We start from the raw sequence: 12,537 nt of genomic DNA, 5'->3' as shown, positions 1-12,537 counted from the left end.
GGACGGTCGTCACGAGCACGCAAGGAGCAAACATGGAACGCGGCCTGTACACCGAGGACCACGAGCAGTACCGAGAGGTCGTGCGGGAGTTCGTCGCCCGGGAGGTGGCGCCGCACCTCGAGGAGTGGGACGAGCAGCAGGCAACGGGGCGAGAGGTGTGGCTCGCTGCGGGCAAGCAGGGGATCATCGGCCTGACGACGCCCGAGGAGTACGGCGGCCCCGGTCTCGACGACTGGCGCTACCGCAACGTCGTCTACGAGGAGCTCTTCCGAGCCGGCGCCGCGTCGCTGGCCTCCAGCTTCAGCCTGCAGGACGACATCCTGGGTCCGTACGTGACGGCGATGGGCAACCCCGAACAGAAGCGGCGCTGGCTCCCCGGCATGGCCGCAGGCGAGACGATCATGGCCGTCGCGATGACCGAGCCTGGCACGGGCAGCGACCTCAAGGGAGTGCGCACGCACGCGGAGAAGGTGTCGGGAGGCTGGCGGCTCAACGGGGCGAAGACGTTCATCTCCAGCGGCCAGCAGGCCGACCTGGTGTGCGTCGTCGCCAAGACCGAGCCTGCCGGCGGCACCGACGCGTTCTCTCTGCTGGTGGTCGAGGCGGGCATGGCAGGGTTCGAGCGGGGGCGCAATCTGAAGAAGGTCGGTCTCTGGGCGCAGGACACCTCGGAGCTGTCGTTCACCGATGTGTTCGTGCCGGACGAGAACCTGCTGGGCGTCGCGGGCGGCGGCTTCCGCCAGCTCATGCAGCACCTTCCGCTCGAGCGGCTCGCGATCGCCGCCGGCGCCGTCGCCTCGGCCACCGCTGCACTCGACTGGACCATCACCTACGTCAAGGAACGGCAGGCCTTCGGCCAGTCACTGGCCGGCTTCCAGAACACCCAGTTCGTCCTGGCGGACATGGCCACGGAGCTCGAGGCCGCGCGATCGCTGCTGGACCGCTGCATCCTCGCCTACAACGACGGCACGTTCACGGCCGTCGATGCGGCCAAGGTGAAGCTCTTCACGACGGAGGTCCAGGCCCGCGTCGTCGACAAGTGCGTCCAACTCCACGGGGGCTACGGCTACATGGTCGAGTACCCGATCGCGAAGGCCTACCTCGATGCCCGCGTGCAGCGCATCTACGGTGGGACCAACGAGATCCAGCGCCAGATCATCGGACGTGCCCTCACCGGCATGCGGTGACCTCAGACGTCTCTCCGCTCGAGCACGACGGCGGCGACGACACCCGCCGCGATGACCCAGGCGACCAGGACGACCAGGCCCGTCCAGGGCGTCAGGGTGTCGGCGGCGTGCACCGACGAGACGAACGAGCTTCCGGCGTTGCTCGGGAAGAACCTGCTCACCGACTTCGCCCACGTCCCCGGGACGACCTCGAAGAGCACCGGAAGGACGAGGATGAGACCGAGCAGCGTGGAGATCCCGCCTGCCGTGTTCCGCACGATCCAGCCGACCGCGCCGCCGAGCAGGCCGATGAGAGCCAGGTAGACCCCGGTGCCGATCACGACCCGCAGGTTCCCCGGGTCGCCCAGGGACGCCCCGTGGCCGAAGTGCGACCGGAACGCCATGGCACCGAGGAAGGTCACGATGCAGGTGGGCACCATGGCGATCACGGCGATCAGGCCGAAGACGAGCGCCTTCGCGGCGAGCACCGGCAGCCTCCGCGGTACGGCGGTGGCGGTCGAGCGGATCATGCCGGTCGCGTACTCCCCGGTCACGAACAGGACGCCGAGAACGCCGATGAGCAACTGGCCGAGGTAGTAGCCCTGCATCACGCCGGACGGCGCGGCATCCTCAGGTGCCAGGTTCGAGAAGCTCTTGCCGGTGTTGTAGCCGATGAGCTGGCCGATCACGATGACTCCGACCACCGCAGCCAGCAGGACCAGCCAGCTCGACCTCAAGGTGCGGAACTTGATCCACTCCGAGGACACGGTCCGCCCGAAGGTGACCGGCTGGGCGATCCTGACGGCAGCGTCGCCGGTGGGCCGCTTGCGGGGATCGGTCACCGTGCTCATGCTGCACTCTCCTCGGCGGTGTGCGTGCGGTACTCCACGGCCTCGCCGGTGAGTTCCATGAAGGCTTCTTCGAGGGACGCCTGGACCGGCGTCAGCTCATGGAGGGTCAGCCCGGACTCGGCTGCCGTCGTACCGATCTCATCGCTGGTCAGGCCCACGACATCGAGCACGTTGCGTGCCGAGCCGGTGACCTTGGCGCCCTTGCCGAGGAGGATCTCCCGCAGCTCGGTGGCCTGCGGAGACCGGACCCGGACCGATTCGGACGACGCGCTGGCGATGAAGTCGCTCACCGACATGTCGCGGATGAGACGGCCACGTCCCACCACGATGAGGTGATCCGCCGTCAGCGCCATCTCCGACATCAGGTGTGAGGAGACGAAGACGGTGCGGCCCTCCTCGGCAAGTCCACGCAGCAGGTGCCGGACCCACCGCACGCCCTCGGGGTCGAGACCGTTGACCGGCTCGTCGAGCATGATCGTCTGCGGGTCGCCCAGCAGGGCCGCAGCGATACCGAGGCGCTGTCCCATGCCCAGCGAGAACGCTCCGACCCGTTTGCGAGCCACGTCCTGGAGGCCGACCAGCTCGATCACCTCCTGGACCCGACGCCGGGAGATCCCGGCGGTCGCTGCCATGGCCAGCAGGTGGTTCTCCGCCGAGCGGCCGGTGTGCACCGCCCGTGCCTCCAGCAGGACTCCCACCTCGTGGAGCGGCGAGGCGTGCTCGGCGTACGGCTTCCCGTTCACGGTGACGGAGCCGGAGGTCGGCGCATCGAGCCCGACGATCATCCGCATGGTCGTGGACTTCCCCGCCCCGTTGGGGCCCAGGAAGCCTGTGACGATCCCCGGCCGGACCGTGAAGGTGACCCCCTCCACGGCGGTCTTCTCGCCGTACTTCTTCGTCAGCTCAAGCGCTTCGATCACTGTCTCTCCTCAGCTCTCCTCAGGTGGTACTCGGTGTTCGGAGTCGCTAGGCGGCCGCGAGGCCGAACGCTTCCAGCAGATCCGGCGCTTCGGCGGCATGACGAAGCGGAGCGACGCGCGCGACGGCGGCGTAGGCCCGCGAGAGTGCATCGTGACTCAGCGGCCTCGAGACCACCACGTGATGCAGCGCGGGATGTGCGACGACGGTCAGGATCCGGTTCCCGTGATGGTTGTCGTCCTCGTCGGCGGTGATGACGATCGCGAGGTGGCCGCTCGCCCAATCGGGACCGCTCATCGCCCTCCCCACGGCGGAGCGCAGCCAGGCGTCAGCACGGGACAACGCGCAGTCGTGGGCGTCGTCGCACAGGTCCGGAACGACCATACCGATCTCCGGAAGATCACCGCGGGCGACGTCGGAGCCGAAGGAGCTGAAGGAGACGTCATCGCGCCGGCACAGCGCTGTCTCCTCGGCGAAGTAGGCCCAAGGGTTGTGTTTCACGGCGTAGTCGCCCGCTGGGACCGTTTGGCAGGGTCGGCCCATCGACTCGGCATAGAGACGAGCCGTGCCGCCATGCCGCAGTGCTCTCCCGAAGATGCTGGCTCCGCCGAGCGGATGCGCGGCCGGAGAGCCGTCGTCGCGGATGCCGAAGGTGTCACCGCCGGCGATCGCCAGATAGTTCGGCAGCGAGGGATGGGTGATCGCCTCGTAGTGGTCGGCGTAGCCGTACCGCTCGGCCAGCCCACGGGTGAAGGGCATGGCGGAGCGCATCTGGTCGAGTGAGTGGTTCTCGACGACGAAGACGAGCAGCTTGGTCACCGTCGCCACGGCTGGCGAGCTGGAGGCCGGGCCTGCGGACGGGAGCGGGACCTGCGACCGCCGGCGCTGCCCGGGCGTCGCCGCCGCCGTCGCCGGCGAGGAGGAGCGCGGGTGGGCCGACGTCGTGGGACGAGCACCGCACCCGGACACGCCGAGAAGCCCGACGAGGACCCCGACGACCGCGGTGGCGGCACGCACGGAGTGTCGCTCGAGCATTGCTGTTCACCCCAAGTCTGCGCGGCCGGTGCCCCCAGGTTCGCGCGCGGGATCTGCCATCAACCTGACCGGCCTCGACGAGCCGGATCCTCGGGTGACTGTCCGGCAGGGCACAGGCGGTCGAACACCGCCCGCACCGCTTCGCGTCGCTCGTTGCGCAGGCGCGCGATGCCGACCGCGACGGGGCCGAGATCCTCGACCTGGAGGAAGCACAGGTCCGGGCGGGCGTAATGGGAGGCGACCGTCTCCGAGGTGATCGCCAGCCCCCGGCCCGAGGCCACGTAAGCGCACATCTCCTCCACCGTGCGCGCGATCAGCTGGATGACGAACGGGCCCGCTCCGGTGTGGGGTCGGGGCTCGGCCAGCCAGAAGTCGCGGTACATCTCCGGCACATCGGGAAAGCCGGGATCGAGCAGCCCCTCCTCCGCGATGTCGGCGAGGACGAGCGGGCGGCCGAGGGATGCCAGGCGATGGCCCGCGGGGGCGACCAGGACCCGGGCATGGTGCAGCAAGGTACGGCGGCGCACCTCTCCTCCGGACGACGCGCCGGGTGGGTACTGGAGGAACACCACATCGACGCGACCGTCCTCGAGCGCGGCATGCTCCTCGCCCCAGGTCAGGTGCACGGGAGATATCTCGATGCCCGGCAGCAGCCGCGGCATGGCAAGCGCCGCGCTGACCAGCTCGGAGGGCGTCGCCGAGGCGATGCCGACCGTCACCGTGGTGGTCGCCTGGTCCTCGCTCACCCGGCTCAGCCGGCGCTCGGCCCGGGCCACCCGAGCCAGGATCAGGACCGCCTCGCCGAACAGGGTCTCGCCTGCCACCGTCAGCCGCAGACCGGCCGACGGGTCGCGGCGGTTGCGGACGAACAGGCGACGGCCGAGCTCGTCCTCGAGGCGCCCGATGCTCTGGCTCAGCGCCGGCTGGGAGATGCCGAGGTCGGCGGCGGCGGCGGTGAAGCTCCCGGCCTCGGCCGTCGCCACGAAGTGGCGCAGCGGGCGCAGCTCCATCAGCGGTCCTTGCGTGTTTCGGGCATGTGAATTATCTGCGGGGCCGGACGCGGACGCACCCCGTCCCACCTGGGCACATTGATAGTGCTTATGACCTCAAAGGTACGGCTTCTTTGCCGGAACAGCCAGTCCTTCCTACGGTCGGGGCACCCAGGCCGATGACGTCCCGGGAATGGTCACGACGTCTCTGGGAGAGATCACCTATGCAGTCCGTGTCGCGCGTCCCACGCAAGAGCCACCGCTTCGCCCGTCATCTGTCCCTCGTCGTGGCCGGGCTTCTGCTCGGCACCACGCTCACAGCCTGCGGCGGCTCGTCGAGCAAAGCCACGGGAGACGCCTCGGCAGACGCCTCCCGAAGCGCCGGTGCCCCCGCGACGACGATCTCCTTCCAGCTCGACTGGGTCAAGAACAGCCAGTACTCCGGCTTCTACGAAGCGGACAACAAGGGCTACTACGCGGCCGACGGCCTGAAGGTCAACATCCTCGACGGCGGCAACGTCTCCTCGACCGCCAGTGTCATCGCCGGCGGGGGCGCTCAGCTCGGGATCGTCTCCAACATGGCGCGCCTCTACGACGCCAACAAGGCAGGGGCCGGCTTGGTCGCGGTGGGCGCGATCTACCAGACGTCCCCGGCAGGGATCATGACCCTGCCGAGCCGGAAGATCACCGACATCGACCAGCTCAAGGGTCTGCGGATCGGCACCGACGCGGGTGGCAAGGCGGATATCAACGCGCTCTTCGCCGCCAACGGGCAGTCGCCCGACTGGACCTTCGTTCCCGTCGGCTACGACGCCGCTCCCCTGTTCAAGGGCCAGATCGACGCCTACTACTGCTACGTCAACAGCCAGCCGGTCACCTACGACCTCAAGGGCGAGAAGTCCAACGCCGTGACGTTCGCCGACCTCGGCTTCCAGTCCTACGCGGGCCTGATCGTCACGACCAAGAGCTATCTCGACAGCCACCGACAGGTCGTCGCCGACTTCCTCGCCGACTCCCAGAAGGGCTGGGCCGACGCCCTCGCCGATCCGGCCGGCGCCGTCGCCCTGACCATCGGCCACTACGGCAAGGGTCTCGGCCTGGAGCAGGACTCCGAGCTCGGCACGCTGAAGGCACAGGTCCCGCTGATGGAGAGCACCTACACCAAGAGCCACGGCCTCCTGGCCATGGACCCGAGCGCGATCACCGGCGCCATGGCGGACGCACTGAAGGCCACCGGCCGGACCAACATCGCCGGCCTTCCCGCGAGCTACAACGCCACCCTGCTCCCCTCATCCCAGGCATCGCAGTGAGCGGAGCCCGAGGCCTGCGGTTCGAGAACGTCGACAAGAGCTACACCGGTCGCCAGGGCAGCGTCGCGGCGCTCGACGACTTCACGCTGGAGATCGCCGAGGGTGAGTTCGTGGCGGTCCTGGGGCCCTCGGGCTGCGGCAAGTCCACGGCACTGCGAATCGCCGCGGGTCTCGAGGAGCCCGACCGTGGGTCGATCACCATCGACGGCGCCTCGCCCGCACAGGTCGTCGGCCGGCGGCAGATGGGCGTCGCGTTCCAGGACAATGCTCTGCTGCCGTGGCTGACGGTGCGCGCGAACGTCGAGCTGCCGTTCAAGCTGGCCCGGCAACGCGTCGACCGCGAGCGGGTGTCCTGGCTGCTGGAGCTGGTGGGCCTCGCGGAGTTCGCGCGGCATCGTCCGGGCCAGCTCTCGGGCGGCATGCGTCAGCGCGTCTCCATCGCGCGCTCGCTCGCGCTGCGCCCCCAGGTGCTGCTGCTCGACGAGCCGTTCGGCGCACTGGACGCGGTCACGCGGCATCGGCTCAACGTGGAGATGGCCCGGGTGCTCTCGGCCCAGCGCACCACGACGCTGCTGGTGACCCACTCGGTCGACGAGGCGGTCTTCCTGGCCGACCGGGTCGTCGTCATGACCGGCCGGCCGGGCCGGGTCAAGCGAGTCGTGGACGTGCCGTTCGGACCCGGCCGCGACAGCGAGACGCAACGCCTGCCGGCCTTCCAGTCCCTCGTCGCCGAGCTCACGCTCATGCTCGATGGGCCCGCCGGGGAGGCGTCGTGAGGGCAGGAGGCGCACCTCGACCGGCTCGGGTGCTGCCCTTCGTCGGCCTGGTGGTCTTCTGCGCCGCCTGGGAGCTGATCGGCCACCGCGGCGCGTTCGGCGGCTCGATCCCGAGCCTCACCGCCGTGGTCCGGGAGATCTCCTCCGACCACCAGGTGATCCTGACGGCGACCCGGGCATCGATGGCCCGCGCCGCGGTAGGGGGCGTTATCGGCCTGGCCCTCGGCGTCCTCGTAGCTGTCCTGACCGCGCTGGTGCCGCGCAGCACGAGTCACGTGGTGCGCGCGGTCGTGCTCGTCAACGCGCTCCCCGTGGTCGCCCTGGGCCCCATCCTGATGAGTCTCCCGGTGCGGCCCGCCACGCCGCAGGTGTTCGCCGCGCTCTCGGTGCTCTTCTCGACCGTGGTGACGGTCAGCGACGGGTTCCGTTCGGCCGCCTCATCGAGTCGGGACGTCTTCGCGACGTACGGCGCTGGGCGCACCCAACAGCTGATCCGACTCCAGCTCCCCGCGGCGGTGCCGTTCATCGCCGACGCACTGCGTCTCGCTGTGCCCGCCGCGCTGCTCGGCGCCATCCTCGGCGAGTGGTTCGGCGCCGACACCGGCCTGGGCGTCCTCATGGTCTCGGCCATGCGCAACGTGCAGTACGAGCTGCTGTGGGGCGCCACCGTGATGGCCGTCCTCGTCTCGGCGGCCGGCTACGCACTGGCCACGTGGGCCGAGCGGATCTCCGCCGTCCGCTTCGGCCGGCCGACGGTGGTTCGTGACGACGCCGACAGCGGGAGCCGTCGCGTCGACGTCGCGACGGGAGTCGCGATACCGGTGGTGCTCGTCGCGTGTTGGCAGTGGTGGATCTCCGCCCAGCACGTCCCGACAGTGGTGGCTCCCTCGCCGCACCGCGTGCTGACCTCCCTGGTCGACGACTGGCACGGCTACCTCCACGCCGCGGGCCTCACCCTGCTCTCGGCCGCGGGCGGTCTGGCCTGCGGGCTCGTCCTGGGCGTGGGGCTGGCGCTCCTCGCGACGCTCATGCCACCGGTGCGCGCGTTCTTCTCGCCGCTCGCGCTCCTCGTCCCGACCATCCCGATCGTGGTCTTCGTCCCCATCCTGGGAGCCGTCATCGGCTACGGGATGGGAACGGTGCTCGCCAGCTGCGTGCTGATGGCGTTCTTCCCGGTGTACGTCATCGTGCTCTCCGGCCTGGGCGCACGGCCGGCCGGCAGCGACGACGTCTTCCGGATCTACGGCGCCGACCGGTTCGCGGTCCTCCGCCGCCTCGCGCTGCCGGCCGCGCTGCCCTCGCTCTTCATCGCCGTGCGGCTCGCGGCCGCCAACTGCGTGCTCATCGCGATCTCAGCCGAGTGGCTCATGGACCGCGGCGGTCTGGGCCGGATCTTCGCCGACGAGCAGGTCACCCTCGACACCGGCGCGGCCTGGGGCTCGGTCGTCGTGGCGATGGTGCTCTCGGTCCTCGCCTACCGCAGCGCCGCCGCCGCGGAGAAGTGGGCAGGCCGACGGTGGAGCTGAACGCCTGCGCGCCGACCTCGGCCGATGATCTGGACGCCCTGCCCAAGGTCCACGTCCACGCCCACCTCGACGGCTCCTACCCGCGTGAGGCCGTCCGCGAGCTGGCACGCAGGCGCGGGTCGGCCTTCGCGGCCCCTCGCTCCTTCGCCGACGTCCACGACTTCTTCGAGGCCTACGGCGAGGTGCCCGCACTGGTGACCTCGCTGGAGGATCTCGCCTTCCTCTGCACCCGGCTCGTGGAAGCCGAGACGGCTCGGGGGGTCGTCTTCCTGGAACCGGCGATCGAGCCCCAGCTGTACGCCCCCCGCCTGGGCACCCTCGACGAGGTCACGGCGACGATCGTGGGCGCCCTCCAGGCCGCGGGCGAGGCCTGCGGCATCGACGTCGGCGCCAACCTCACCATCAACACCGATCAGGACGACCCGGTCGCGATGGCCCTGGCCGAGCTCGCCGTGGCCTATGCCGGCCGCGGCGTCACGGCGCTCGGTACGGCCGGGTTCATCGAGCCGGCGGGGCTCGGCCGATATCGCGAGCTCGCCGAGGCCGCCACCGCGGCCGGCCTGCAGGTGGTATCGCACGCCGGTCAGGTAGGTGGGCCCGACAGCATCTTCGAGGCCATCGACGAGCTGGGCGCCGGCCGCATCTCCCACGGCGTCCAGGCCGTGCGGAGCCAGGCGCTGCTCGCTCGCCTGGCGACCGACCGGATCGTCTGCGACGTCTGTCCGGTGTCGAACGTCCGGCTGGGTGTGAGCCCGTCGCTGGCCGAGCATCAGGCGCCCGACCTGGTCGCAGCCGGCGTCCCGGTGACGCTCAACGCCGACGACGAGCTCTGGTTCGGCCAGTCCGTCACCGACCAGTACCGCATCGCGCGAGACGTCTGGGGTTGGAGCCGCGAGCAGCTCGCCGCCATCGCCGGATCAGGAGCCCTCATCCCCGGCGCGCGGCGCGGGACCCGTCTCGCACTCGAGACACAGACCGGCCTGTGGGCCAGGACCAGCAACGAAGGAGTGTCGTGAAGCCGATCATTCTCGGAGCGTTCGAGATCAACCAAGTCAATCTGACCAGCCAGGGAATGTGGGCGCATCCGGAGCAGACGACGCACCGCTACACCGATCTCGACCACTGGGTCGACCTGGCGGTACTCCTCGAACGCGGCGGGTTCGACTTCATGTTCGTCGCCGACTCCTACGGCTACCCGCACATGAACGGCATCACCCGTCCGGTGGTGATCGAGCAGGCGGTCGAGGTGCCGAACAACGACCCCATGATGCTGGTGTCGGCGATGGCCGCCGTCACCGAGCGGCTCGCGTTCGTAGTGACCGCCTCCACCACCCACGAGCACCCCTATGCCAATGCCCGCAGGTTCGCCACCCTCGACCACCTCACCAAGGGTCGCGCGGGATGGAACATGGTGACCACCAGCATGGAGGTGGTCTCGGAGCTGTTCGGCACGACCCCGGTCCCCCACGACGAGCGCTACGCACGCGCTCAGGACTTCGTCGACCTCAGCTACAAGCTGCTCGAAGGCTCGTGGGACGACGACGCCGTCCTCGTCGACAAGCAGCGGCGCATCTACGCCGACCCGGCCAAGGTGCGAGAGGTGCACCATGAGGGGCCGTACTTCACCTGCCATGGGTACTTCGACTCCGAGCCGTCACGTCAACGCACCCCGGTGCTGTTCCAGGCGGGCGCGTCCGAGACCGGCCGCTCCTTCGGCGCCCGCAACGCGGAGGTCGTCTTCCTGCACGGTCGCAATGCGCAGATGCTGCGCGAGCAGGTCGACGACGTTCGTGTCCGAACGGTGCGGGAGGGCCGCGGTGAGGGTTCGGTCCGCACGGTCGCGGGACTCTCCGTTCTGACGGCGTCCTCACGCGCCGAGGCGGAGCGTCGACTCGATGCCTATCTCGACTATGTCGACCCCGCAGCCGCGCGGGCGTACTTCGGCGCCATGACCGGCATCGACCTCGAGGAGCTCGATCCCGACATGGCGATGGCCGACCTGACCACCGACGGTTCGCAGACGCAGGTCCACCGCTACCGGCACGAGAAGGTCCGTGAGGCGACGGCGGACTTCATCCGGCACGGCATGCGGGAGCTCATCCTCCTCGGGACGCCGACCCAGGTCGCCGACCAGATGGGCGAGCTGGTCGAGAGCACGGGGCTCGACGGCTTCCTCTACACCCCGTTCGTGACGCCGGGGTCCTACCAGGAGTTCGCCGACGACGTGGCACCCGCCTTGCGGGCGGCCGGCCTGCTCGAGCATCGGCAGGCGCCCACGTTCCGGCAGGCGCTGTTCCCGGACGGCGGCCCCCACCTGCCGGCGTCGCACCCGGCCGACCGGGTACGCCACGTCCCCTCGGGGACCACCCGGTGATCCCGCTCGCATCCCTGCCGGCCTACGACGACGACACGACCCACCTGCGCCGGATCTTCTCGTACTTCCCCTCGGGCGTCGTCGTCCTCGCTGCGGACGTGGAGGGCGAGGTCGAGGGCATGGTCGCGTCCAGCTTCACCGTCGGCGTATCGCTGGATCCCCCGCTGGTGCTGTGCGCCATCCAGCGAACCTCCTCGACCTGGCCGCGCCTGCGCGCGGCGACCACGCTCGGCGTCTCGGTACTGGCCGAGGACCATGGCGGCATCGGGCAGCAGGTCGCGTCCCGAGAGCGGAGCGAGCGGTTCGCCGGCGTTCCGCTGCGCAGCACCGGAGGCACGGCCCGCTTCATTGCCGGCGCACCGGTCTGGTTCGAGTGCACGGTGCATGCCGAGCACGAGGCCGGCGACCACCTCGTGGTGCTGCTCGAGGTCGGCGCCCTGGGCGCCGATCCCAACCTCAAGCCACTGGTCTTCCACGCCTCGACCTTCCGCCGTCTCGTCCACCCGACCTCTGAGGAGACACCATCATGAGTCGCTACGCACCGGCGCCGGACCGCTACGCGACGATGGCCTACCGCCGCGTCGGCCGCAGCGGCCTCGTCCTTCCCGCCGTCTCGCTGGGCCTGTGGCAGAACTTCGGCGACACCGTCGCGTTGCAGACCCAGCGCGAGATCATCACCGCCGCGTTCGACCATGGGGTGACGCACTTCGACCTGGCCAACAACTACGGCCCACCCTACGGTTCCGCCGAGATCAACTTCGGCCGTGTGCTCGCCACCGACCTGCGCGACCACCGTGACGAGCTCGTCATCTCCACCAAGGCCGGCTACGACATGTGGCCAGGACCCTACGGGGAGTGGGGCTCCCGGAAGCACCTCACGGCCAGTCTCGACCAGTCGCTCAGCCGCCTGGGCGTCGACTACGTCGACGTCTTCTACTCGCATCGCTTCGACCCGCAGACGCCGTTGGAGGAGACCATGGGTGCCCTGCACGCCGCGGTCCAGGCGGGCAAGGCGCTCTACGTCGGCGTCTCGAGCTACTCGCCACGCCGGACCCGTGAGGCGGCGGCCATCCTGGAGAGCCTGGGAACCCCGCTCCTGATCCACCAGCCGTCGTACTCGATGTTCAACCGGTGGATCGAGGACGGCCTGACCGAGGCCGCCAGCGACCTCGGCATCGGCATCATCGCCTTCTCGCCACTTGCCCAGGGTCTCCTCACCAACAGGTATCTCCGCGGCGTCCCGGCGGACTCGCGTGCGGCGCAAGGCGGGTCCCTGCGGCCACAGCACCTGGCGCCGGACACCCTCGCTGCGGTGGCCGAGCTCGACCGGATCGCCCGCGACCGCGGTCAGACCCTGGCCCAACTCGCCATCGCCTGGGCGCTGCGCTCGCCCGCCGTCACCTCGGTGCTGCTCGGTGCCTCCAGCATCGCGCAGCTGGAGGACAACCTCGCGGCGCTCGGCCACCTCGACTTCACGCCCGAGGAGCTCACCGAGATCGATCGCTACGCGATCAACCGCGACATCAACCTCTGGGCGTCCTCGAGCGCCGACTGAGCCGAGTGCCCCGTGATCGTCCCATGAGCGTGCGACG

At 70.0% G+C, this 12,537-nt stretch carries 12 protein-coding genes; 8 read left to right on the top strand and 4 right to left on the bottom strand.

Going from position 1 to position 12,537, the window contains the following annotated elements; genetic code table 11:
* Window positions 1–32: 32 nt before the first annotated feature.
* A complete protein-coding gene (locus P5P86_RS09180; protein ID WP_280611017.1) occupies window positions 33–1,187 on the top strand; it encodes an acyl-CoA dehydrogenase family protein in 1,155 nt (384 codons plus the stop codon).
* Between the two features lie 2 nt (window positions 1,188–1,189).
* Here P5P86_RS09180 and P5P86_RS09175 read toward each other — a convergent pair whose 3' ends face one another.
* From P5P86_RS09175 to P5P86_RS09160, 4 genes are all read right to left on the bottom strand, one after another.
* Window positions 1,190–2,017 (bottom strand): ABC transporter permease, encoded by an 828-nt coding sequence (locus tag P5P86_RS09175; protein ID WP_280611016.1) that lies wholly within the window; start codon window positions 2,015–2,017, stop codon window positions 1,190–1,192.
* Window positions 2,014–2,937: an ABC transporter ATP-binding protein gene (locus P5P86_RS09170; protein WP_280611014.1), complete on the bottom strand. Its 924-nt coding sequence runs from the start codon at window positions 2,935–2,937 to the stop codon at window positions 2,014–2,016. Before P5P86_RS09170 ends, P5P86_RS09175 begins: the two co-directional genes overlap by 4 nt.
* 46 nt (window positions 2,938–2,983) lie before the next feature.
* On the bottom strand, window positions 2,984–3,952 hold the full coding sequence (locus P5P86_RS09165; protein WP_280611013.1) for an alkaline phosphatase family protein: 969 nt from the start codon (window positions 3,950–3,952) through the stop codon (window positions 2,984–2,986).
* A 77-nt stretch (window positions 3,953–4,029) separates the two neighbouring features.
* Window positions 4,030–4,980, bottom strand: a complete 951-nt coding sequence (locus P5P86_RS09160) for a LysR family transcriptional regulator (RefSeq protein ID WP_280611011.1) — start codon at window positions 4,978–4,980, stop codon at window positions 4,030–4,032.
* Window positions 4,981–5,183: 203 nt separating this feature from the next.
* Here P5P86_RS09160 and P5P86_RS09155 point away from each other — a divergent pair, with 203 nt between their 5' ends.
* Genes P5P86_RS09155 through mgrA form a run of 7 tightly spaced genes read left to right on the top strand, consistent with a single transcriptional unit; the run spans window position 5,184 to window position 12,500 of the window.
* A complete protein-coding gene (locus tag P5P86_RS09155) occupies window positions 5,184–6,269 on the top strand; it encodes an ABC transporter substrate-binding protein (protein WP_280611009.1) in 1,086 nt (361 codons plus the stop codon).
* Window positions 6,266–7,045 (top strand): ABC transporter ATP-binding protein, encoded by a 780-nt coding sequence (locus tag P5P86_RS09150; RefSeq protein ID WP_280611008.1) that lies wholly within the window; start codon window positions 6,266–6,268, stop codon window positions 7,043–7,045. The genes P5P86_RS09155 and P5P86_RS09150 overlap by 4 nt, the downstream gene beginning before the upstream one ends.
* Window positions 7,042–8,571, top strand: a complete 1,530-nt coding sequence (locus P5P86_RS09145; RefSeq protein WP_280611007.1) for an ABC transporter permease — start codon at window positions 7,042–7,044, stop codon at window positions 8,569–8,571. The genes P5P86_RS09150 and P5P86_RS09145 overlap by 4 nt, the downstream gene beginning before the upstream one ends.
* Complete coding sequence (locus P5P86_RS09140) at window positions 8,562–9,587, top strand: adenosine deaminase family protein (RefSeq protein ID WP_280611006.1); 1,026 nt, start codon at window positions 8,562–8,564, stop codon at window positions 9,585–9,587. The genes P5P86_RS09145 and P5P86_RS09140 overlap by 10 nt, the downstream gene beginning before the upstream one ends.
* The gene (locus P5P86_RS09135; protein ID WP_280611004.1) at window positions 9,584–10,945 is read left to right on the top strand and encodes an NtaA/DmoA family FMN-dependent monooxygenase; all 1,362 of its coding nucleotides are present in this window, start codon (window positions 9,584–9,586) and stop codon (window positions 10,943–10,945) included. Before P5P86_RS09140 ends, P5P86_RS09135 begins: the two co-directional genes overlap by 4 nt.
* Window positions 10,942–11,475: a flavin reductase family protein gene (locus P5P86_RS09130; protein ID WP_280611003.1), complete on the top strand. Its 534-nt coding sequence runs from the start codon at window positions 10,942–10,944 to the stop codon at window positions 11,473–11,475. Before P5P86_RS09135 ends, P5P86_RS09130 begins: the two co-directional genes overlap by 4 nt.
* Window positions 11,472–12,500 (top strand): L-glyceraldehyde 3-phosphate reductase, encoded by a 1,029-nt coding sequence (gene mgrA / locus P5P86_RS09125; protein WP_280611002.1) that lies wholly within the window; start codon window positions 11,472–11,474, stop codon window positions 12,498–12,500. Before P5P86_RS09130 ends, mgrA begins: the two co-directional genes overlap by 4 nt.
* Window positions 12,501–12,537 lie beyond the last annotated feature (37 nt).

It is taken from the genome of Nocardioides sp. BP30, from assembly GCF_029873215.1.
In the GTDB taxonomy this organism is placed as follows: domain Bacteria; phylum Actinomycetota; class Actinomycetes; order Propionibacteriales; family Nocardioidaceae; genus Nocardioides.
This window is presented reverse-complemented; position numbering and strand designations above follow the sequence as displayed.